Here is a 21701-nt window from a genome sequence, read left to right as displayed (position 1 = left end):
ATACGCCCGAGGCGGGCGCCGTCTCACCACAAGCCTGCGCCCGCCCCGGTTCTCCCGTCCCTCCAAGAGAGCAGGAGACATCCAGCATGACCCAACGAGCGTCCATCGGCGAGGGCCGACCGGCCCAAACCACCCCCTTGTGCACCGCGCTGAACCTCGCCTCCGCCGGCGTGCCGGTGTTGCCGCTGTGGCGCGGCAAGGTGCCCGTCGGCAACTGCCCCGGCTGCATCCGCAACGCGTGCGGCGGACGGCAGAACATGAAGACTGCGGGACCTTGCACCTGCCCGGCCCCCTGCCACGCATGGGCCGCCGCCACCACCGACCCCGACGTCCTCACCTCCCCGGTGTGGGCGCGCGCCTGGCGGGAGGCGGCAGGCGTGGGCTACCACCCGGGCGGCGCCCGCCTCACCGTCGTTGACCTCGACACCCCCGACGCCGTGGCATGGGCACAGCGGAACCTGCCCGCCACCCGGACCGTGCCCACCACACGCGGCCAGCACTGGATCTACCGAGGCGTCATGCGCTCGTGCAACGGCGTCCGGCCCGGCGTGGACATCAAGTCGTCCATGGCCTATGCCCGCTATCTCGGGTCTGGCACCGGCCGCATCGCGGCCCTGCCGGATGCCGTCCGGGCGCTCACCGCGAGGACACCGACGATCCGGCCGACGCCTCCCGCCGGCACTGTGCCGGGCGGGGACGGGGCGTGCCCCCACCGCACGCCCGCCTACCTGGAACGCGGCATCACCATGGCGGAGCAGCAGATCACGGCCGCGCGCAGCGCGATCCACCACACCGTCTACCGCACCTTCTTGGCGGTGCTGTCGGCCCATGGCCGTTGCGGCTGCCTCACCGACGCCCACATCGCCCGGCTGTTCGCCGCCGCGCAGATCAAGGGCGAAACCCCGCGGCACTGCACCGACGCGTGGACCAACGCCCGTACCAGGTTGGGACTTTAGGCATGTCCGACGACGAGAAGGACCCTGCACGCAAGGTCATCTCCGACTACGCGCAAGCCAACTTCCGGTACTTCCGCACCGCTGACGGAACCGTGTACGCCCAGCGCAACGGCCACCCCGTGGCACGCCCGATGCGCTCCCAGGGCACCACCGGCAGCCACCGCCAGGAACTCATGGTCGGCATGTTCAAAGACGGGGTCGGCGTGTTCAACGGAACTGCACTCAAGGAGGCGTTGGACTTGATCGAAGCGCTCGCGCTGACCGAGGACGTGCAGCCCGTGCACATCCGCGTGGCCCCCGGCTTCGACGGGGCCACGTGGCTGGACCTGGGCCGCGACGACGGTCAGTCGGTCCGTATCCACCCCACCGGCTGGGACATCGCCGTTCCCGATCCGCGTGAGGTGTGCTGGCGGCGTACCCAGCTCACCGGGGAGCTGCCCCTGCCGGCCAAGGGCACCAACGGCAAGGGCCTCGACCTGTTGCTGGGATTGTGCAACTTCGCCAACGCGGAGGCCGAGTGCCTGGCCATCGCGTGGCTGATCGGCTGCCTCGGGCCATCGGTGCCGGTTCCTGCGCCGTTCCTCACCGGACCGCAGGGGGCGGGCAAGTCCACCGGCGGCCGGATGCTCATCCGCATCATCGAGGGCATGAGCGGCGACCTGCGCCGCGCTCCGAAGGATGAGGAGAACCTGATCGCGGCGGTGGCGGCCGGATGGGTCACCGCCCTGGACAACCTCTCCCACATGACCCCGGACCTGTCCGATGCCATGTGCTGCATCGTCACCGGCGCGGAGAACGTCAAGCGGGCCCTGTGGACCGATGGCGACGTGTTCCGTGTCGGCTACCGCCGCCCGCTGCTGCTGACCGGTATCGACGTGGGCGTGATCCGCCCCGACCTCGCCGAACGGCTGCTGCCGCTGCGGCTGGAACGGCCCAAGGTGCGGCGCACGGAGGCGGAGTTGTGGGCGGAGTACGCGGAGGCGCTGCCCGTGGTCCTAGGCTCGCTCCTGGACCTCACGGTCAAGGTGCGTGCGGTGGAGGCGGAGACCCCGACCGATCTGCGGATGGCGGACTTCGCGCACCTGTGCGCCCAGCTCGATGCCGCCACCGGCTGGGGGGCGCTCACGGCCTACCGGGCCAGTCTCGATGACCTCAACGACGACGTCATCGAAGGTGACCTGCTTGCGCAGACCGTCCTCAGGCACGCTGACAGCCTCGATCCGGGCACCGATCAGCGGATGACGTCCACGGAGTGGCTGCACCTCCTCAGCGGCCTCTACAGCGGCGAGGACTGCCGTCCGCTGCCCCGAGGGTGGCCGACCACGGGCAAGGTGCTCTCCGACCGGCTCAAGCGGCTTCAGCCGACGCTCGCCGCCCGCGGGGTCCTCATCGACTCCGGCCGCACCGCTGAGGGCCGCTACCTCGAAATGACCCGCACGGCGGCCCCGCCGCCGCACGACCAGAAGCCGATGTTCTGACCCACGCTCCCGCAGCGTCGTCCCCCGGACAAGCAAGAAGAGCACCACCGGCGAGGCGTGCTCTTCTTGCTGTTCGGCGGAACGCCGCCCAAGGGTCGCGCCGCGAAGCGGCTCCTTCTTCACACTTGAAGCCGCACCGCAACAGAAACCACCCCCTCTTTTTGTCCTAAGAGAGAAACGCTGCGTCATCTGCGTCATGCGGACCGAAAAACGGCCCCTGACCTGCGGCAACGACCATGACGCAGACGGCCGCGCCTGCGTCATCCTGCGTCATCTGCGTCATGGGCTGCGTCACCGATGACGCAGCCCATGACGCACCGATGACGCACGCCCAAACCGCTGCGTCATACAAAGCCGCTGGTCAGAAGCGCGAATGACGTTGATGACGCAATGACGCAGAAATCCGAGCCTCGGACAGGCCCGGTCCCACCCGGCCCCTGGGACCAACTCTCCCTGCCTCAAACCGTGGAGGACTCAGTGAGCGCGCCCGCCCCCGCCAGTGACGACCCCCGCGCCACTCTCCGAGGCGGCCTCCCCGACCGGTACCTCACCCCCGACGACATCGCCGAGATGTTCGAGGTACCCATCGAGACCGTCTACCAGTGGCGTAAGAAGCGCACCGGCCCGCCCGGCTTCCGCATCGGCAAACACCTCCGCTACGACCCCGCCGACGTGCATGCCTACGTCACCCGACGCAAGGACGCCGACCGCAACGCCGCGTAGCTGAACACCCACCGCACATAGCAGGGAGAGCCGTCACCAACGGCTCTCCCTGCTGTCTGTCGAGAGAGGAACGCCGCCACATGGCCGGCCACATCCAAGACCGCTGGTACAAGACCGAAACCGACCCCAACGGCAAACCCCGTCGTGTGCGAACCGACCGCTACGGGGCGGGCCTCCGCTACCGAGCCCGCTACATCGGTCCGGACGGGACCGAGAAGAGCAAGTCGTTCCCTGACGGACAGAAGCGACTGGCCGACCAGTGGCTCGCTCACATCGAAGCAGACATGTCGCGGGGCCAGTACGTGGACCCCGCCGCAAGCCGGGTGACCTTCCGCCAGTACGCCGAAAAGTGGCTGAGCACGCAGACCACCGACATGACCACGCGTGAGTCCGTGGAATCCGCAATCCGCGGCCACGCAATTCCCTATCTGGGGTCACGCCCCCTCGGCTCGTTCAAGCCGGAGAACATCCGGGACTGGCTGAGCGCTTTGGAACGGGCCGTACAGGCGTCGTCGTACCGGCGCGTGATCTACAACGGCGTGGCGACCATCTTCAACGCAGCCGTTGACGACGGTCACCTGTCAAAGAACCCCTGTCACGCACAGTCCGTGCGTCCACCGGCACCAGGAAGTGGACGGGTCGTGCCATGGACCGCAGAGCGTGTCTTCGCCGTGCGGGCAGCACTGCCCGAGCGATTCCACGCGACCGTCGACCTCGGAGGCGGATGCGGACTCCGGCAAGGGGAGATCTTCGGGTTGCCCGTCGATGAGATCAGCTTCGACACCGGATGGCTCCACATCGTGAACCAGGTGAAGGTGACGAAGGAGGGTCTCGTATTCGCCCCACCGAAGCGCAACAAGCTCCGTGACGTCCCCCTGCCGGATCGCGTGGCGCACGTCCTCAAGCAGCACATGGACGCGTTCCCTCCAGTGGAGATCACCTTGCCCTGGCTCCGAGTGGGCGGCCCGCCCGTCACGAAGCGGTTGCTGTTCACCCGGCTCGATGGGAGAGGTGCGGTTCGGCGTACGGACTTCAACGACCGCGCTTGGAAGCCCGCTCTCGTCGCGGCTGGAGTCATCCCCGCCCCGAAACCGGGTGAGCGCCACCAGGCCGCCCGCGAACACGGCATGCACGCCCTGAGGCACTTCTATGCCTCGGTCCTGCTGGACGTCGGCGAGAACGTCAAGGCGCTGAGCAACTACCTCGGACACAACGATCCGGGGTTCACGCTCCGCGTGTACACGCACCTCATGCCCAGCAGCGACGCACGGGCCCGGAAGGCCGTGGACGGCCTGTACGAGGGGACCGATTCGGGGCCTGACGGCCCAGAGACGGCCCAGGGTCAGTGAGACGCGATAGGGCCGACGGTCCGCGACCGTCGGCCCTATCCGCCGAACCAGCAGGAAAACCGCTCTGACCTGCGCCTACAGCACCGGCAGGTTCTTCCGCAGCTCGAAGGCCGTGACCTCGGAGCGGTACTCCTCCCACTCCTGGCGCTTGTTGCGCAGGAAGAAGTCGAAGACGTGCTCGCCGAGGGTCTCGGCGACCAGGTCGCTGCGCTCCATCAGGGTCAGGGCCTCGCCGAGGTTCTGCGGGAGGGGCTCGATGCCCATCGCGCGGCGCTCGGCGTCCGAGAGCGCCCAGACGTCGTCCTCGGCGCCCGGCGGGAGCTCGTAGCCCTCCTCGATGCCCTTGAGGCCGGCCGCCAGCAGGACGGCGTAGGCCAGGTACGGGTTGGCGCCGGAGTCGATCGAGCGGACCTCGATACGGGCCGAGCCGGTCTTGCCGGGCTTGTACATCGGAACGCGGACCAGGGCGCTGCGGTTGTTGTGGCCCCAGCAGATGTACGAGGGGGCCTCGCCGCCGGCGCCCGCCGTGCGCTCGGAGCCGCCCCAGATGCGCTTGTACGAGTTCACCCACTGGTTGGTGACCGCGGAGATCTCGGCGGAGTGCTTCAGCAGGCCCGCGATGAAGGAGCGGCCGACCTTGGAGAGCTGGTACTCGGCGCCCGACTCGTAGAACGCGTTGCGGTCGCCCTCGAAGAGGGAGAGGTGGGTGTGCATGCCGCTGCCCGGGTGCTCCGAGAACGGCTTCGGCATGAACGTCGCCTGGACGCCCTGTTCCAGCGCCACCTGCTTCATGACCAGGCGGAACGTCATGATGTTGTCGGCCGTGGAGAGCGCGTCGGCGTAGCGGAGGTCGATCTCCTGCTGGCCGGGCGCGCCCTCGTGGTGGGAGAACTCGACCGAGATGCCCATCGACTCCAGCATGGTGATCGCCTGGCGGCGGAAGTCCATGCCGATGTTCTGCGGGGTGTGGTCGAAGTAGCCGGAGTTGTCGGCCGGGGTGGGGCGCGAGCCGTCGAGGGGCTTGTCCTTCAGGAGGAAGAACTCGATCTCGGGGTGCGTGTAGAAGGTGAAGCCGAGGTCGGAGGTGCGGGCCAGGGCGCGCTTGAGGACGTAGCGGGGGTCCGCGAAGGACGGGGAGCCGTCCGGCATCAGGATGTCGCAGAACATCCGGGCGGTGCCGGGGGCCTCGGCGCGCCAGGGCAGGATCTGGAACGTCGACGGGTCCGGCTTGGCGATCATGTCGGACTCGTAGACCCGGGCGAAGCCCTCGATCGCGGAGCCGTCGAAGCCGATGCCCTCGTCGAAGGCCTGCTCCAGCTCGGCCGGAGCCACGGCGACGGACTTGAGGAAGCCCAGCACGTCCGTGAACCACAGGCGTACGAACCGGATGTCGCGCTCCTCCAACGTCCGGAGCACGAACTCCTGCTGCTTGTCCATCTAGCTTCCCCATCCTTGCTGGTCAGGCCGCCTGCCTCCGGTCCCGCGAGAGACGGTTGGGCACCTGAGCATCCCACCACAACACCATTTCATCCGTGTTGCGGACCATGATCGGCAGGCCGACGCCCGGTTGAACGCCTCACGTCCGACAGGTGTACTGTTCTGCCGCCCATCTTGCCTGCTCGGACCCGTATACGTAATGCCGGGCATGCTGTGAGCCGGCACGCCCCGGTCGCCGGCGGAACCCGGTCTTCGGCCATTCCTGTGCCCGCCCTACGAGAGACCACGCCTTCCCCATTACGATCAGCGGACCCGACCGGCCCCCTTTCCCCTGAAGGACACAACCCCATGGGCTCCGCCAAGAAGAAGGAATCCGCCGCGCGGCAGGCGCGCATAGCCGAGATGCGGCGTGCCGAGCAGGCTCGCGAGCGCCGCAACCGGATCCTCACGATCGGGGCGAGCGTCGCGGTCGTGGCCGCTCTCGTCGTCGGCGCCGTCGTCATCGTGCAGTCGCGGGACGACGACAGCAGCACCGCCTCCGACTCGAAGAACCCGGGCCACTGGACCACCGGCAAGGACGGCGTGAAGACGTGGTCGGCGAAGCTCAGCCAGACGCACGTCACCAAGCGGGTGAAGTACCCGATGACGCCCCCGGCCGGCGGTGACCACAACGCGGTCTGGCAGAACTGCAACGGCGACGTCTACACCAAGCCGCTCGACGACATGAACGCGGTGCACTCGCTGGAGCACGGCGCGGTCTGGGTGACGTACACCGACAAGGCCGAGAAGTCCGACGTGGACAAGCTCGCGGCGAAGGTGAAGGCGACGCCGTACACGCTGATGAGCCCGTACGAGGGCCAGGCCGCCCCGATCATGCTGACGGCGTGGGGCCACCAGCGGACGGTGACCGGCGCGGACGACCCGAACGTGGCGAAGTTCTTCGAGAAGTACGTCCAGGGCGAGCAGACGCCCGAGAAGGGCGCGGTCTGCACGGGCGGTAAGGCGCAGTGAGGCAGGTCGGCTGGATCGCGGGGACCGCGGCGGCCGCGCTCGTCGCGGCCGGCGCGGTCACCTACGCGGTCGCGGACGGCGACGACGCCGCGGCCACGCCCACCGCCGACTCCGCGGACGCGGGCTTCGCGCGGGACATGGCGGTGCACCACCAGCAGGCGGTGGAGATGTCGTTCATCGTGCGCGACCGCACCAAGGACGAGGAGGTGCGCCGGCTCGCCTTCGACATCGCGCAGACGCAGGCCAACCAGCGCGGCATGCTGCTGGGCTGGCTCGATCTGTGGGGGCTGCCGAAGGTGTCCTCGGACCCGCCGATGACCTGGATGGACATGGGCGGCATGGCGGACGGCAAGGACGGCGCGCTGATGCCGGGCATGGCGACCAACACCGAGCTGAAGAAACTCGGCACCCTCAGCGGCAAGCAGGCCGAGATCTTCTATCTGCAGCTGATGACCGACCATCACAAGGGCGGCATCCACATGGCCGAGGGCTGTGTCGCGCGCTGCACGGTGAAGGTGGAGAAGGACATCGCGCAGGGCATGGTGAACGCGCAGGAGTCCGAGATCGATCTCATGACGGACATGCTCAAGGAGCGGGGCGCGAAGCCGCGTTCCTAGGGGGTTTCAGGGGAACCGCGGCGGTCCATAGAGGGTTTCCCCTCGGTCCTCATAGCCCGTTAACGCTCAAATGGCCTTGGCATTAGGTTAATTGGGTTCTTCTTGGGTTTCGTATTCCCCTGGCATGAACGGTTCGCCGAAAGAGTTGCCCCGGCGAGTGATCCACTCGCGACGAACCGCAACCAGGGGGTTCCATGAGATCCAACCGCGCCAGAACGCGCGCCGGAGTGAGCATGGCAGCGACACTGCCCATGATCGCCGGCGCGCTGGCGCTCGGCATACCCGCAGCGCACGCCTCGGACTCCCCGGCCCGTGACACGCTGGCCGGGACCAAGCCCGCGTGGGCCACCGCGAAGGCGGACAAGGGCGCCACCGCCGACAGTTCGCGGGTCTCGGCCCGCGTCTATCTGGCGGGCAAGGACGCGGCGGGCCTCGCCGCGTACGCGAAGTCCGTCTCCGACCCGGCCTCGGCGTCGTACGGCAAGTACCTGAGCGCCGGGCAGGCGCAGTCCCGCTTCGGCGCGACGAAGGCCCAGGTCGCCGCCGTCAAGTCGTGGCTGACGGCGGCCGGTCTGAAGGTCACCGGCGTCACGCAGCACTACGTCTCCGTCACCGGTGACGTGGCCGCCGCCGAGAAGGCGTTCGGCACCCAGCTGCACAACTACGCCAAGGGCACGAAGACTTACCGCGCGCCGTCGAAGGCGGCGTCCGCGCCGGAGAGCCTGAACGGCGCCGTCCTGACCGTCACCGGCCTGGACAACGCTCCGCACAAGGCGACCAAGGCCGACCAGCTGCCGGGTCCCGGCGCCGTGTTCAAGAACTCCGGGCCGTTCTCCTCGTACTACGGCTCCAACATCGCGACCACGCTGCCGGACGCGTACGGCACGAAGATCCCGTACGCCGTCAAGGGGTACACCGGCAAGCAGCTGCGTGCCGCCTACGGTGCCGGCACGTACACGGGCAAGAAGGTGCGCGTCGCCATCACGGACGCGTTCGCCTCGCCGACCATCGCCTACGACGCGGCCACCTACGCGAAGAAGCACGGCGACGCGGCCTGGAAGACCGGCCAGTTGAAGCAGGTGCTGCCCAAGAACTACCGGTACACGGGCCCCGACGAGTGCGACGCCTCCGGCTGGTACGGCGAGGAGACCCTCGACGTCGAGGCCGTGCACGCGGTCGCGCCGGACGCGCAGGTCACGTACGTGGGCGGCGCGTCCTGCATGGACGACGACCTGCTGGACGCGCTCAGCAAGGTCGTCGACAAGCACCTCGCCGACATCGTCTCCAACTCCTGGGGCGACATCGAGGCCAACCAGACGCCGGACCTCGCGGCCGCCTACGACCAGGTCTTCCAGTTCGGCGCGGTCGAGGGCATCGGCTTCTACTTCTCCTCCGGTGACAACGGCGACGAGGTCGCCCACACCCAGACGAAGCAGGTCGACACCCCGGCCAACTCGGCGTGGGTGACGGCGGTCGGCGGTACCTCGCTGGCGGTCGGCAAGGGCGACAAGTACCTGTGGGAGACCGGCTGGGGCACCGAGAAGGCCACGCTGTCCGCGGACGGCAAGAGCTGGACCAACTTCCCCGGCGCGTTCACCTCGGGTGCGGGCGGCGGCACCAGCAAGACGGTCGCCGAGCCCTTCTACCAGAAGGGTGTCGTCCCGGACGCGCTGGCGAAGGCCAACAACGCGACCGGCAACCGCGTGGTCCCGGACATCTCCGCGATCGCCGACCCGAACACCGGTTTCAAGGTCGGCCAGACGCAGACCTTCCCGGACGGCTCGGAGAAGTACAGCGAGTACCGGATCGGCGGCACGTCGCTGGCGGCTCCGGTCATCGCGGCCGTGCAGGCGCTCGCCACCGAGGCGCGCGGCGGCAAGGCGATCGGCTTCGCCAACCCGTCGATCTACGCCAAGTACGGGTCGAAGGTCTACCACGACGTCACCGACACCCCGACGGGTTCGGAGCTCGCGGTGGCGCGCGTCGACTTCGTGAACGGCGTTGACGCGACGGACGGTCTGGCGACGTCCGTGCGGTCGCTGGGCAAGGACAGCTCGCTGGCCGCGGTGAAGGGGTACGACCCCGTCACCGGCGTGGGTACGCCCGCGAACGGCTATGTGGAGTCGTACAAGCTGCACTGACCGGCACAGCAGCCCATGGGGCGCGGGACGATCTCGTCCCGCGCCCCATCGCGTCGCTCTGACGATTAAACGGATTACACTGGACGCCGTGCCTCCGACTCCGCTGAACTTCCGGTCGATCTACCAGCACGGCTTCGCGCGTGTCGCCGCCTGTACGGGCCACACCGTCATCGCCGATCCGCCCGCCAACGCCGAGGCGGTGCTGCGCCACGCGCGGCGCTGCTCGGACGAAGGGGTCGCGGTCGCGGTCTTTCCCGAGATGGTGCTGTGCGGGTACTCGATCGAGGACCTGCTGCTCCAGGACGCGCTGCTCGACGAGGTCGAGGCGGCGCTCGCGACCGTGGTGGAGGGGTCCGCGGGGCTCCTGCCGGTGCTGGTCGTCGGGGCGCCGCTGCGGCATCGCAACCGGGTCTACAACTGCGCGGTGATCGTGCACCGCGGCCGCGTGCTCGGGGTCGTACCGAAGTCGTACCCGCCGAACTACCGCGAGTTCTACGAGCGCCGCCAGATCGGCGACGGCGCCGACGAGCGCGGCGGTGCGATCCGGGTGGGCGGGGTCGGGGTTCCTTTCGGCGTGGACCTGCTCTTCGAGGCGTCGGACGTGCCCGGTCTCGTCCTGCACGCCGAGATCTGCGAGGACATGTGGGTGCCGGTGCCGCCGAGCGCGGAGGCGGCCCTCGCCGGGGCGACCGTGCTGGTCAACCTGTCCGGCAGCCCGATCACGGTCGGGCGGGCCGAGGACCGCAAGCTGCTGTGCCGTTCGGCGTCCTCGCGCTGTCTCGCGGCGTACGTCTACGCCGCGGCGGGGCTGGGCGAGTCGACCACGGACCTGTCCTGGGACGGGCAGACGATGATCTACGAGAACGGCGTGCTGCTCGCCGAGACCGAGCGGTTCCCGCTCGGGGACGAGCACGCCGTCGCCGACGTCGACCTCGACCTGCTGCGGCAGGAGCGGCTGCGGATGGGGACGTTCGACGACAACCGCCGTACCCACGCGGCGCGCACCGGCGACTTCCGCACGGTCGGCTTCGAGCTGGACCCGCCGCTGACCGACCTGGGGCTGCGGCGGCGTCTGGAGCGCTTCCCGTTCGTGCCCGCCGACGCGGACCGGCTCGCCCAGGACTGCTTCGAGGCCTACAACATCCAGGTCCAGGGCCTCCAGCAGCGGCTCGCCTCGATCGGCGGCTCGAAGGTCGTCATCGGTGTCTCCGGCGGCCTCGACTCCACCCACGCGCTCATCGTCGCCGCCCGCGCGATGGACCGCGCCGGGCGCCCGCGCAGCGACATCCTCGCCTGGACGCTGCCCGGCTTCGCCACCAGCGACCACACGAAGGACAACGCGCACGCCCTCATGCGGTCCCTCGGCGTCACCGCGGCCGAGCTGGACATCACGCCGACCGCGCGGCTGATGCTCCAGGAGATGGGGCACCCGTTCGCGTCCGGCGAGCCGGTGTACGACGTCACCTTCGAGAACGTCCAGGCGGGCCTGCGCACCGACTACCTCTTCCGGCTGGCCAACCAGCGCGGCGGCATCGTGCTCGGCACCGGTGACCTCTCCGAGCTGGCGCTCGGCTGGTCGACGTACGGCGTCGGCGACCAGATGAGCCACTACAACGTCAACGGCGGCGTCCCGAAGACCCTGATCCAGCACCTCATCCGGTGGGTCGTCAGCAGCGGCCAGTTCGGCGACGAGACCGGCAAGACGCTCACCGCGATCCTCGACACGGAGATCAGCCCGGAGCTGGTACCGGGCGAGGAGATGCAGTCGACGGAGTCGAAGATCGGCCCGTACGCGCTGCACGACTTCACGCTCTTCCACGTCCTGCGCTACGGTTTCCGCCCGTCGAAGATCGCCTTCCTCGCCTGGCACGCCTGGCGGGACGCGGAGGCCGGCGCGTGGCCGCCGGGGTTCCCGGAGGCCAAGCGGGTGGCGTACGACCTGCCGGAGATCGCCAAGTGGCTGGGGGTCTTCTGCCGCCGCTACTTCGGCTTCGCCCAGTTCAAGCGCTCGGCGATGCCGAACGGCCCGAAGGTCTCGGCGGGCGGCTCCCTGTCGCCGCGCGGCGACTGGCGTGCGCCGTCGGACAGTTCGGCACGGGCGTGGCTGCGGGATCTGGAGCGGTTCGAGGAGCTTTCGGGGAACTGAGGGCGGGGGCGACGGAGCGCCCTTGACGTGGGTCGGCGCGCCGGGAGGTGTGGGCGCGGGTGCCGCCCGCGTATCGCCACGACTGATGAGCCGCGGCCGGGCACCGCGAGGTCTCAGCGGCCGAGGCTCGTCTCCAGCGCGGGGCCTCAGCGGCTGAGGCTCACGTCCAGTCCGTCGGGTACGTGCCCCGCGACGACGCGTTCCCGTGCGGGCACCGGCGCCGTCGCGCGACGGCGGTCCACCATGGCCGCTGTTGCCGCCACGCCCAGGCCGAGCACGGCGAGCACCGCCCCCGCCAGGGCCGGGGAGGTGGTCCCGAAGCCCGCGGCCAGGGCCAGGCCGCCGATCCACGCGCCCCCGGCGTTAGCCAGGTTGAAGGCGGCCTGGTTGGCGGAGGAGGCCAGTGAGGGGGCCGAGGAGGCCTTCTCCATGACCATCAGCTGGAGCGGCGAGCCGGTGACGAAGGCCGCGACGCCGAGCAGGACGACCGCCACGGCCGCGCTCACCGGCGTGCTCATCAGCAGCGGGAACGCGCCGAGCACCACGACCAGCGAGACCAGGCCGCCGAACAGGGTCGCCCGCATCGCGTGGTCGGCCAGCCGTCCGCCGACCAGGTTGCCGACCGTCGCGCCCACGCCGAACAGCGCGAGCAGCAGCGTGACGCTGGCGTCGGCGTACCCGGCGGAGTCGGTGAGCATCGGCGTGATGTAGCTGTACGCGGCGAAGAGCGCGCCGAACCCGGCGACGGTCGTGCCGAGGGCCAGCCAGACGGGAAGGGACTTCAGGGCCGCGAGCTCGCCGCGCAGGCCACCGTGCGCGGGGGCCACGCGGTCGTGCGGGATCAGCGCGGCCAGGGCCGCGATCGCGGCGAGGCCGATGGCGCTCACCCCGAGGAAGGTGGCCCGCCAGCCGAGGTGCTGGCCCATGAGCGTGGCGACCGGCACACCGGCGATGTTGGCGACGGTCAGCCCGAGGAACATCAGCGACACCGACCGGGCCTTGCGCTCGGGCGCGACCATGGTCGTGGCGACGACCGCGCCGACGCCGAAGAAGGCGCCGTGCGGCAGGCCGCTGAGGAAGCGGGCGGCCAGCAGCCAGTGGTGGTCCGGCGCGAAGGCGGAGGCCGCGTTGCCGGCCACGAACAGCCCCATCAGCGCGATGAGGACCGTACGGCGGGACATGCGGGCGGTGACCGCGGCGAGCAGCGGGGCGCCGATGACGACGCCCAGCGCGTACGCCGAGACCAGGTGGCCGGCGGTGGGGAGGGAGACGTGCAGGTCGTCCGCTACCTCGGGCAGCAGGCCCATCATGACGAACTCGGTGGTGCCGATGCCGAAGGCGCCCACGGCGAGGGCGAGCAGGGCGAGGGGCATGAAGGGCCTTTCAGGGTTGTTCCGGGGTGCTTATGTTCACCTACGGAACAAAGCCTTGCAGGCCCAGTATTCCAGACGGTTACGAGGAGGTGTCCACCTTCAGGCGGGCGGCCACGGGGAGGTGGTCGCTGCCCGTCTCCGGCAGGGTCCACGAACTCTCCGGCTCGACGCCCTTGACCAGGATCTGGTCGATGCGCGCCATCGGGAACGAGGCCGGCCAGCTGAAGCCGAACCCGCTGCCGGCCGCGCCCTGCGTGGAGCGCAGCTGGGAGGTGACGGCGTTGAGGGCGCGGTCGTTCATGGTGCCGTTGAGGTCGCCCAGCAGCACGATCCGCTCCAGCGGCTCGTCGGCGATGGCCTCGCCCAGCGCGTCGGCGCTCTTGTCGCGCTGCCGGGCGGTGAACCCGGCCTCCATCTTCACGCGGACCGAGGGCAGATGGGCGACGTAGAACGCGACCCGCCCCTCGGGCGTGGCCACCGTGGCCCGCATGGCCCGGGTCCAGCCCAGCTTGATGTCGACCGGCTTGACCCCGCTCAGCGGGTACTTGCTCCACAGCCCGACGGTGCCCTGCACCGAGTGGTACTTGTACGTCCCCGCCAGCGCCTTCTCGTACGTCGGCACCGCCGCGGAGGTCAGCTCCTCCAGGGCGACGACGTCCGCGCCGGAGGCCGCCACGTCACGGGCGGTGTCGGACGGGTCGGGGTTGTCGGCGTTGACGTTGTGCGTGGCCACCGTGAGCTCGCCGCCGGCGCCGGCCTTGTCGCCGAGCAGCCCGCCGAAGAGGTTGAGCCAGACGACCGCCGGGAGGATCACCGCGATCAGGGCGGTCGCCGACTTCCGTACGAAGGCGAGGACCAGCAGCACCGGGACGAAGAGGCCCAGCCAGGGCAGGAAGGTCTCCGTGAGGCTGCCGAGGTTGCCGATGGCGTTGGGGATGCGGGAGTGCATCAGCATGATCAGCGCGAGGACCAGGGCCAGGGCGGCGAGGACGAGGCCGCGCCGCCAGATCCGGGGGTCGCCGCGCCAGGGGCCGGTCAGTCTGTCCAGCAGGCGTCGGAACCTGGAGCCCCGGCGCTCGGGCCCCGAGCCGCCGTTGTCCGTCTCCTCCATGTACGCCTGCTGCGCCATACCGCGTCGCCTCACTGCCTGCCGTGCATCCGTCCGTCCCCCGACGTAACTCAAGACCCTAGGGGATGATCGGTTCCGATCCTGCCGTCCCATGACGGCCGTACCCGCACGAGGACGTACAAGTCGCCGTTCGGGGTTCCGGACACGGCAGCGGAAAGCGCCCTCTGTGACGAAACGCGCACATCGGGGTTACGGGCTCGGCGAACTGACGGACGATGAGCTGACGGGCCGTAGACCCTCCAGGACGGCGTCGACTATCTGCTCGGAGAGCCCCTCGGGCAGGTCGTCGTCCGGGCGCATGATGGCGCGCACCAGCATCGGGCCGACGAACAGGTCGTTGACGAGTTCCAGGTCGAGGTCGGCGCGGAGTTCGCCGTTGTCCCGGCCGCGGCGCAGGACCTCGAGGCCGACGCGGCGCCGGGGGGCGATGACGGCGTCGTGGTAGGAGGCCCAGATCTTCGGGCTCTGCTTCATCTGGGCGTAGACGTTGTGCAGGATCGCCGAGGTACGGCTGACCAGCCCGCGCTGCCGCAGCTGCTCCAGCAGGACGACGATGTCGTCGCGCATGGAGGTGCCGGGCAGCGGCGGGTCCGGCGGCTCGGCGGTCCGGACGACGTCGACGAACAGCTCCTCCTTGCCGCTCCACCGCCGGTAGATGGCGGCCTTGCCGACGCCGGCGGTCCGGGCGATCCGCTCGATGGACAGTTCCGCGAGCGGGATCCCGTCCTCCAGCAGCTTCATCACCCCTTCGACGATGGCCCGCTCGACGGCTTCGCTGCGGGGGCGCCCGCGGGCGGGGGTGGTGGGGCGGAGGGTGCCTCCGGCTTCGGCGAGGCTGGTCACGTCGCTGCGTCCCTTTCTGTGGTCCGAGCTGATTGTCCCCCCACTGACACGGGCGCCCGGCTACTCCGCCGCCGTCACCAACTCCCGCCCCTGCTCGTCCTTCTCACCGGCCGGCGGCCGGCCCGGCAGGAACACGGCGCACACGACCGCGCCGAGCACCGCGACGCCCGCGCCCCACAGAGCGGTGACGTGCATGGCGTGCAGGAAGGCGTCGTGGGCCGGGGCGATGAGCGCATCGCCCCGGGGGCCGAGCTTCTCGGCGACGCCGAGGGTGGCCTCGATGGACTCGCCCGCGGCGTGGCGGGCGCCGGCCGGGAGCAGGCCGAGCTTGTCCTCGATGCCGTTGCGGTAGGCCGTGGAGAGGACCGAGCCGAGGACGGCGATGCCGAGAGCGCCGCCGAGCTGCCGGAAGGTGTTGCTCAGCGCGGACGCGGAACCGGCCTTCTCGCGCGGCAGCGCCTGCATGATGACGACGCTGACCGGGGTCATGATGTGCGCCATGCCGGCCCCCATGAGGAAGAACACGACCTCCAGGAGCCAGATCGGGGTGTCCGCCTCGAACGCGGCGAACGCGGCGAGGGTGGCGGCGATGACCAGCAGCCCGGCGGTGGTGGTGGCCTTGTTGCCGAACCGGTCGACCACCAGCCGGGCCCGCGGTGCGAAGATCATCTGCGCGGCGGCGAGCGGCAGCATCAGCAGACCGGTCTGCAGCGGCGAGTACCCGCGCACGCTCTGGGTGTAGAAGACGGAGAAGAACGTCACGCCCATCAGTGCGAAGAAGACCAGCGCGATGGCGCCGATGGCGGCCGAGAAGACCTTGTTCTTGAAGTAGGTGACGTCGATGGAGGGGTGGTCGCTGCGCTTCTCGAACACCACGAACGCGACGAGCACGGCGAGACCGGCGCCGATGGTCGACAGCACCTTGGGGTCCGTGAAGTCGGCGAGCTGGCCGCCCTTGATGATGCCGTAGACGAGCAGGACCAGGCCCACGACCGACAGGACGACGCCCACGGGGTCGACGCGTCCCGGGTCGGGGTCGCGGGAGTCCGGCACCAGCCACAGCATCAGCGCGAGCGCGAGCACCACGATCGGCACGTTGATGAGGAAGACCGAGCCCCACCAGAAGTGGTCGAGGAGCACACCGCCGGTGATCGGCCCGATGGCGATCGCGAGACCGACGCCGCCGGCCCAGATGCCGATCGCCTTGGGCTGCTCCTCGCGCTCGAAGACGTTCATGAGGACGGCGAGGGTGGCGGGCATCACGAAGGCGGCGCCGAGCCCCATCACCGCGCGGAAGGCGATGAGCTGCTCCGGCGACCCGGAGGAGGCGGCGAGGGCGGAGCCGATGCCGAAGACGGCGAGCCCGCCGAGCAGCACCCGCTTGCGGCCGAGCCGGTCACCGAGGAGCCCGGCGCTGAACAGCAGACCCGCGAAGACGAGGGTGTAGGCGTTGATCGCCCATTCGAGCTCGCTCTGGGTGGCGCCCAGGCCGGTCGGGGCGGGGGTCGAGATCGTCTTGATCGCGACGTTCAGGATCGAGTTGTCGAGCACCACGATCAGCAGGCTCAGCATCAGCACGCCGAGGATCGCCCAGCGGCGCCGGTGCACGGCCTCTGGTATACGGGGGCCGGTCAGGGCGGGGTCGGCAGGAGAAGTCATAGGGTCGAGACTAGACCTATTTCGATACGGCACCGTCTCGTATCGGAATTCTTTACGGAGACCTTAAGAAACGGCCCAGGGCGGCGGACGAGGACCGCTCGACGCGTGACCCACGTCCCGTCACCCGGTCTGGCCGCGCGTGACACGAGGTGCCACCATGGAGGTGATCCGGGGACGCCGTCAGGGCGCCTCGAGATGACTGAAGGAGCCGTTGCCATGACGCAGCTTCCGGCTGCCCCGACTAAGCCCTCCGACGGCAGCAAAGCGCTGTACGGGGGGAAGGGCACCCGCCGCATCACCGTCCGCGACATCGCCCTCGCCAAGGAACGCGGCGAGAAGTGGCCCATGCTCACCGCCTACGACTCGGCGACCGCCGGCGTCTTCGACGAGGCCGGCATCCCGGTCCTGCTCGTCGGCGACTCCGCGGGCAACTGCCACCTCGGCTACGAGTCGACCGTGCCGGTCACCCTCGACGAGATGACCATGCTCTCGGCCGCCGTCGTCCGCGGTACGTCCCGCGCGCTCATCGTCGGCGACCTGCCCTTCGGCACCTACCAGGAGGGCCCGGTGCAGGCGCTGCGCTCGGCCACCCGGATGGTCAAGGAGGCCGGGGTGGGCGCGGTCAAGCTGGAGGGCGGTGAGCGCTCGTACGACCAGATCCGGCTCCTCGTCGAGTCCGGCATCCCCGTGATGGCCCACATCGGCCTCACCCCGCAGTCCGTCAACGCCATGGGCTACCGCGTCCAGGGCCGCGGCGAGGAGGCGGCGGCACAGCTGCTGCGCGACGCGAAGGCCGTGCAGGACGCCGGTGCCTTCGCGGTCGTCCTGGAGCTGGTCCCGGCGGAGCTCGCGGCCGAGGTCACGCGCACGCTGCACATCCCGACGGTCGGCATCGGCGCGGGCGCGGAGACGGACGCGCAGGTGCTGGTGTGGACCGACATGCTCGGCCTGACCGGCGGGCGGGTGCCGAAGTTCGTGAAGCAGTACGCCGACCTCCGCACGGTCATGGGCGACGCGGTGAAGGCGTTCGCGGAGGACGTGGTCGGCGGGACGTTCCCGCTGGAGGAGCACAGCGTCCACTAGAGCCATAGCGGCACAGAGGCAGCCCGCCGACTTCCCCCATCGGCGGGCTGCCGGTTTTGCAGGCGGCCTGTAGGCGGCTGTCGGTGACCTGTAGGTCGTTTGTCGGTGGGCCCTGGCACCGTTCTCGGCATGACGCGAATCGACAACCACCGCAGCGGCGCCGACATCGCCGTGTCCGTGCGGGGACTGGTCAAGCACTACGGCGAGACCAAGGCGCTGGACGGCGTCGACCTGGATGTGCGCGAGGGCACCGTGATGGGTGTGCTCGGGCCGAACGGCGCCGGCAAGACCACCCTCGTACGGATCCTGTCCACCCTTCTCTCCCCCGACTCCGGCCACGCCACGGTCGCCGGGTACGACGTCGTCCGGCAGCCGCGGCAGCTGCGCCGGGTGATCGGGCTCACCGGGCAGTACGCCTCCGTCGACGAGAAGCTCCCCGGCTGGGAGAACCTCTACATGATCGGCCGGCTGCTCGACCTGCCCCGCAAGGAGGCCCGTCGGCGGGCCGACGAGCTGCTGGAGCGGTTCTCGCTCACCGAGGCCGCCAAGCGCCCGGCGAGCACCTACTCCGGCGGTATGCGCCGCCGTCTCGACCTGGCCGCCTCCATGATCGGGCACCCGGCGGTGCTCTTCCTGGACGAGCCGACGACCGGACTCGACCCGCGCACCCGCAACGAGGTGTGGGACGAGGTCAAGCGGATGGTCGGCGACGGGGTCACCGTCCTGCTCACCACCCAGTACATGGAGGAGGCCGAGCAGCTCGCCTCCGAGCTGACCGTCGTCGACCGCGGCAAGGTCATCGCGGGCGGCGGCATCGAGGAGCTGAAGGCGAAGGTCGGCGGCCGGACCCTGCGGGTGCGCCCCGCCGACCCGCTGCAGCTGCGGCCCCTCGCCGGTCACCTCGACGGCCTCGGCATCACCGGCCTGGCCACCACCACCGTCGACCCGGAGTCCGGTTCCCTGCTGGTGCCGATCCTCAGCGACGAGCAGCTCACCGCCGTGGTCGGCGCGGTCACCGCGCGCGGCATCACGGTCTCCGCCATCACCACCGAACTGCCCAGCCTGGACGAGGTGTTCCTGTCCCTCACCGGCCACCGCGCCAGTGCCCCGCAGGACACCGTGCCCACCGAGACCCGCGAGGAGGTCGCCGTATGAGCGCCGCCACCCTTACTGCCGACAGCTCCGCCAAGTCCGCCGACGACGTCCGGATCCCGCTGCGCGGGCATCTGCGGCACACCGGCGCGCTGATCCGCCGCAATCTGCTGTGGATCCGCCAGGACCCCGAGTCGATGGCCGACGCGCTGCTGATGCCGGTCATCTTCACCCTGCTGTTCGTGTTCGTCTTCGGCGGCTCGATCGGGCAGGCGCTGGGCGGCGGCCAGGACCAGTACGTCCAGTACGTCATCCCCGGCATGATCGCGATGATGAGCATGACGCTCTCCCAGGGCGTCGGCACCGGGTTCAGCCAGGACTTCAACTCCGGTGTCATGGACCGGTTCCGGTCGCTGCCGATCGGCCGCGGCTCGGTGCTGTTCGCGAAGATCTCCGTCGAGCTGATGCGGATGCTGTTCGCGACGACCGTGCTGATGCTGGTCTCCGTGGCCGTCGGCTTCGACATCACCAACTGGCCGGGACTGTTCGCGACCGTCGCGCTGGCCACCGCGTTCGCCTCGTCGATCATGTGGGTGTTCCTCACCCTGGGCGTGGTCATGAAGAGCGCGCAGTCCGTGCAGGCGATGGGCTTCCTGGTGCTGTTCCCGCTCCAGTTCGGCTCGTCGATCTTCGCGCCGACGACCTCGATGCCGGGCTGGCTGCAGACCTTCACCGACTACAACCCGCTGTCCACGCTGGCGGACGCCGCGCGCGGACTGATGGTGGGCGGTCCCGTCGCCCACGACCTGTGGGTGACGATCGGCTGGTCGGTGGCGATCACCGCGGTGATGGCGCCGGTGGCGATCCACAAGTTCCGTACGAAGAGCTGACATCGGCCGGCGGCGAGAGTCAGACGAGGGCGGCGGCTTCCCCGGGGGAGAGACCGGCGCCCTCGTCGTACGCCGCGGCGTAGGCCGCGTCGCCGAGCAGGGTACGCAGCTGCCGCTCGGCCCGCTCGCGGGGCTCCCGCTCGTAGGTCGGCATGACACGGCCGGCCGGTAGCAGCGCGTCGCCGGCCGCGAGACAGCGGGCTCCGTCCGCGGCGCGGCCGCCGACACCGGCCAGGCCGAGCGCGGCGATGTGCAGGTACTGGGCGCGCATGTGCGGGGCGATGGCCTGGGACAGCGGGTCCTCGGCCCGGCCAAGGGCCTGGCGGATCTTGTCGAGGCAGGTTTCGAAGGAGCCGGCGGCCGCTTCCACGTGGGCCTCCGCGCCGAGGATGAAGGCGTCGAAGATGATGAAGTGGGAGATGCCGAACTCCTCGCGCAGCAGCCGGACCTGCTCGCGTGCCTCGGCCACCCGGCCGGTCTGGGCGAGCCGGGCGGAGAGGAAGAGCCGGGCGGCGGGCAGCGCTTCGTTGTGGCCGCCGTCGTGGGAGGCGAGCACCTCGCGCAGCAGCAGCTCCCCCCGCTCGGGCTCCGACTCCATCAGGACGCTGCCGAGCCGGGCCTTGAGCACGGCCTGCTGGGCGCGGGCGCCGAGCCGGGCGGCGAGGTCGATCCCGGCCTCGTAGTCGGCCGCTGCCTCGCCCCAACGGCCCTTGCGCTCATGGGACTCGGCCCGCGCGGCGAGCGCCTCGGCGGTGCCCCACAGGTCACCGAGGCGCTCGTAGATCGCCAGGGCCTCGTCGGCGTCCGCGAGGGCGTCGCCCTCCCAGTCGACGCGGTGGGCGAACAGGTTGGCCCGCCACTGCAGGCTCGCGGCGAGCTCCCAGTCGTATCCGGGTGTCCCGCGGGAGGTGCGCACGGTCTCGTCGAGGATCAGCCGCAGCCGCTCCATGTCCCCGGTGAGCATGACCGCGAAGAGCCACAGGGAGCCGGGGATGCGGCAGGTCTGCGGCATGCCGGGCTCGTAGGTCTGGGCGATGGACCGGAGTTTCGCCTGCGCCGCCGGGTTCTGCCAGGCCTCCAACTCGGTGTCCATGCAGGCGAGATGGGTCAGATGCAGACCGCGCCGGGCCTCTTCGAGCACCTCTCCGGTCCAGGGCGGCGGCGTGTCCGTGCAGCGCTGCCACACCGGCCGTGCGGGGCGGGCGGGCTCGGGGAACGGGTCGGGGCCGAGGGCCATGAACTCCCGGGACCAGTTGCGGGCCTCGATCTTCAGATCGCGCATCTGCCAGTACCAGCCCAGCGACAGCACCAGGCAGAGCCCCTCCTGCTCGTCGCGTTCGGCGACGGCGAGCCGCAGGGCGGTGCGCAGGTTCTCGTACTCGCGCTCCAGCAGTCCTACGGCAGCGAGTTGGCCCGGGCCGCGGAGCAACTGGTCGGTGGTGCGGGCGAGTTCGCGGTAGTACGTGAGGTGCGCGCGTCCGGCCTCGGCCCGTCGCCCGCTCTCGTCGAGCCGCTCGCTCGCATACTCGGCGACGGTCTCCAGGAGCCGGTAGCGCATCTCCCCGCCGTCCGAAGGGGCGGCCACCACAAGGGACTTGTCGACGAGCGAGCCGAGCGCGTCCAGCGCGGCCGGACCGCACACGGCCTCGGCGGCGGCGAGGTCGCAGCCGCCGGCGAACACCGACAGCCGCCGCAGCACCTCCCGTTCGGCCTCGTCCAGCAGCTCCCAGGACCAGTCGACGACGGCCCGCAGCGTCTGCTGGCGGGGCAGCAG

The 21701-nt window shown here is 70.3% G+C and carries 17 protein-coding genes; 11 read left to right on the top strand and 6 right to left on the bottom strand.

Going from position 1 to position 21701, the window contains the following annotated elements; translation table 11 throughout:
• Window positions 1–86 precede the first annotated feature (86 nt).
• The 4 genes from ACFUO4_RS15500 (at window position 87) to ACFUO4_RS15485 (ending at window position 4506) form a co-directional block, all read left to right on the top strand.
• A complete protein-coding gene (locus ACFUO4_RS15500; protein WP_383484489.1) occupies window positions 87–956 on the top strand; it encodes a bifunctional DNA primase/polymerase in 870 nt (289 codons plus the stop codon).
• Between the two features lie 2 nt (window positions 957–958).
• The gene (locus tag ACFUO4_RS15495; protein ID WP_383484486.1) at window positions 959–2434 is read left to right on the top strand and encodes an ATP-binding protein; all 1476 of its coding nucleotides are present in this window, start codon (window positions 959–961) and stop codon (window positions 2432–2434) included.
• A 477-nt stretch (window positions 2435–2911) separates the two neighbouring features.
• Window positions 2912–3157 carry a helix-turn-helix domain-containing protein gene (locus ACFUO4_RS15490; RefSeq protein ID WP_383484483.1) on the top strand — a complete coding sequence of 82 codons (246 nt, stop codon included), beginning with the start codon at window positions 2912–2914 and terminating at the stop codon, window positions 3155–3157.
• Window positions 3158–3237: 80 nt separating this feature from the next.
• On the top strand, window positions 3238–4506 hold the full coding sequence (locus ACFUO4_RS15485; RefSeq protein ID WP_383484480.1) for a tyrosine-type recombinase/integrase: 1269 nt from the start codon (window positions 3238–3240) through the stop codon (window positions 4504–4506).
• Window positions 4507–4581: 75 nt separating this feature from the next.
• On the opposite strand, the gene ACFUO4_RS15480 is transcribed toward ACFUO4_RS15485, so the two are convergent.
• The gene (locus tag ACFUO4_RS15480) at window positions 4582–5943 is read right to left on the bottom strand and encodes a glutamine synthetase family protein (RefSeq protein ID WP_079306476.1); all 1362 of its coding nucleotides are present in this window, start codon (window positions 5941–5943) and stop codon (window positions 4582–4584) included.
• 348 nt (window positions 5944–6291) lie between these two features.
• On the opposite strand from ACFUO4_RS15480, the gene ACFUO4_RS15475 reads away from it, so the two are divergent.
• The 4 genes from ACFUO4_RS15475 (at window position 6292) to ACFUO4_RS15460 (ending at window position 11858) form a co-directional block, all read left to right on the top strand.
• Window positions 6292–6954: a DUF3105 domain-containing protein gene (locus tag ACFUO4_RS15475; RefSeq protein ID WP_079306474.1), complete on the top strand. Its 663-nt coding sequence runs from the start codon at window positions 6292–6294 to the stop codon at window positions 6952–6954.
• Complete coding sequence (locus ACFUO4_RS15470) at window positions 6951–7571, top strand: DUF305 domain-containing protein (RefSeq protein ID WP_383484476.1); 621 nt, start codon at window positions 6951–6953, stop codon at window positions 7569–7571. The genes ACFUO4_RS15475 and ACFUO4_RS15470 overlap by 4 nt, the downstream gene beginning before the upstream one ends.
• Window positions 7572–7765: 194 nt before the next feature.
• Window positions 7766–9712 carry a protease pro-enzyme activation domain-containing protein gene (locus ACFUO4_RS15465; RefSeq protein ID WP_383484473.1) on the top strand — a complete coding sequence of 649 codons (1947 nt, stop codon included), beginning with the start codon at window positions 7766–7768 and terminating at the stop codon, window positions 9710–9712.
• Between the two features lie 103 nt (window positions 9713–9815).
• Window positions 9816–11858, top strand: coding sequence for an NAD(+) synthase (locus tag ACFUO4_RS15460; protein ID WP_383485708.1), 2043 nt, complete (start codon window positions 9816–9818; stop codon window positions 11856–11858).
• 146 nt (window positions 11859–12004) lie between these two features.
• Here ACFUO4_RS15460 and ACFUO4_RS15455 read toward each other — a convergent pair whose 3' ends face one another.
• The 4 genes from ACFUO4_RS15455 to ACFUO4_RS15440 all read right to left on the bottom strand — a co-directional run bounded on the left by ACFUO4_RS15455 (window position 12005) and on the right by ACFUO4_RS15440 (window position 16862).
• The gene (locus ACFUO4_RS15455; protein ID WP_383484470.1) at window positions 12005–13231 is read right to left on the bottom strand and encodes an MFS transporter; all 1227 of its coding nucleotides are present in this window, start codon (window positions 13229–13231) and stop codon (window positions 12005–12007) included.
• Window positions 13232–13310: 79 nt separating this feature from the next.
• Window positions 13311–14360 carry an endonuclease/exonuclease/phosphatase family protein gene (locus ACFUO4_RS15450; protein WP_079306468.1) on the bottom strand — a complete coding sequence of 350 codons (1050 nt, stop codon included), beginning with the start codon at window positions 14358–14360 and terminating at the stop codon, window positions 13311–13313.
• 189 nt (window positions 14361–14549) lie between these two features.
• On the bottom strand, window positions 14550–15203 hold the full coding sequence (locus tag ACFUO4_RS15445; RefSeq protein ID WP_383484467.1) for a TetR/AcrR family transcriptional regulator: 654 nt from the start codon (window positions 15201–15203) through the stop codon (window positions 14550–14552).
• A 60-nt stretch (window positions 15204–15263) separates the two neighbouring features.
• Window positions 15264–16862 carry an MFS transporter gene (locus tag ACFUO4_RS15440; RefSeq protein ID WP_383484464.1) on the bottom strand — a complete coding sequence of 533 codons (1599 nt, stop codon included), beginning with the start codon at window positions 16860–16862 and terminating at the stop codon, window positions 15264–15266.
• A gap of 216 nt (window positions 16863–17078) precedes the next feature.
• Here ACFUO4_RS15440 and panB point away from each other — a divergent pair, with 216 nt between their 5' ends.
• From panB to ACFUO4_RS15425, 3 genes are all read left to right on the top strand, one after another.
• The gene (gene panB, locus ACFUO4_RS15435; protein WP_383484461.1) at window positions 17079–17945 is read left to right on the top strand and encodes a 3-methyl-2-oxobutanoate hydroxymethyltransferase; all 867 of its coding nucleotides are present in this window, start codon (window positions 17079–17081) and stop codon (window positions 17943–17945) included.
• A gap of 129 nt (window positions 17946–18074) precedes the next feature.
• On the top strand, window positions 18075–19100 hold the full coding sequence (locus ACFUO4_RS15430; protein WP_079306464.1) for an ATP-binding cassette domain-containing protein: 1026 nt from the start codon (window positions 18075–18077) through the stop codon (window positions 19098–19100).
• Window positions 19097–19927 carry an ABC transporter permease gene (locus tag ACFUO4_RS15425; RefSeq protein ID WP_383484458.1) on the top strand — a complete coding sequence of 277 codons (831 nt, stop codon included), beginning with the start codon at window positions 19097–19099 and terminating at the stop codon, window positions 19925–19927. Before ACFUO4_RS15430 ends, ACFUO4_RS15425 begins: the two co-directional genes overlap by 4 nt.
• 19 nt (window positions 19928–19946) lie before the next feature.
• On the opposite strand, the gene ACFUO4_RS15420 is transcribed toward ACFUO4_RS15425, so the two are convergent.
• Window positions 19947–21701 (bottom strand): ATP-binding protein (locus ACFUO4_RS15420; RefSeq protein WP_383484455.1); only part of this gene is annotated, 1755 nt, incomplete at its 5' end.

Origin of the sequence: Streptomyces sp. NPDC057280, from assembly GCF_042668605.1 — a bacterium.
Lineage (GTDB): Bacteria > Actinomycetota > Actinomycetes > Streptomycetales > Streptomycetaceae > Streptomyces.
The sequence above is the reverse complement of the archived record's forward strand: the minus strand, read 5'-3'. Positions and strand labels throughout refer to the sequence as shown.

Excerpts from the sequence above, each read along its gene's own strand:
- ACFUO4_RS15440 (WP_383484464.1), bottom strand. The coding sequence starts at position 16,862 with ATGACTTCTCCTGCCGACCCCGCCCTGACCGGCCCCCGTATACCAGAG.
- ACFUO4_RS15500 (WP_383484489.1), top strand. The coding sequence starts at position 87 with ATGACCCAACGAGCGTCCATCGGCGAGGGCCGACCGGCCCAAACCACC.
- ACFUO4_RS15475 (WP_079306474.1), top strand. The coding sequence starts at position 6,292 with ATGGGCTCCGCCAAGAAGAAGGAATCCGCCGCGCGGCAGGCGCGCATA.
- panB (WP_383484461.1), top strand. The coding sequence starts at position 17,079 with ATGACGCAGCTTCCGGCTGCCCCGACTAAGCCCTCCGACGGCAGCAAA.
- ACFUO4_RS15430 (WP_079306464.1), top strand. The coding sequence starts at position 18,075 with ATGACGCGAATCGACAACCACCGCAGCGGCGCCGACATCGCCGTGTCC.
- ACFUO4_RS15425 (WP_383484458.1), top strand. The coding sequence starts at position 19,097 with ATGAGCGCCGCCACCCTTACTGCCGACAGCTCCGCCAAGTCCGCCGAC.
- ACFUO4_RS15485 (WP_383484480.1), top strand. The coding sequence starts at position 3,238 with ATGGCCGGCCACATCCAAGACCGCTGGTACAAGACCGAAACCGACCCC.
- ACFUO4_RS15455 (WP_383484470.1), bottom strand. The coding sequence starts at position 13,231 with ATGCCCCTCGCCCTGCTCGCCCTCGCCGTGGGCGCCTTCGGCATCGGC.
- ACFUO4_RS15495 (WP_383484486.1), top strand. The coding sequence starts at position 959 with ATGTCCGACGACGAGAAGGACCCTGCACGCAAGGTCATCTCCGACTAC.
- ACFUO4_RS15465 (WP_383484473.1), top strand. The coding sequence starts at position 7,766 with ATGAGATCCAACCGCGCCAGAACGCGCGCCGGAGTGAGCATGGCAGCG.
- ACFUO4_RS15450 (WP_079306468.1), bottom strand. The coding sequence starts at position 14,360 with ATGGCGCAGCAGGCGTACATGGAGGAGACGGACAACGGCGGCTCGGGG.
- ACFUO4_RS15480 (WP_079306476.1), bottom strand. The coding sequence starts at position 5,943 with ATGGACAAGCAGCAGGAGTTCGTGCTCCGGACGTTGGAGGAGCGCGAC.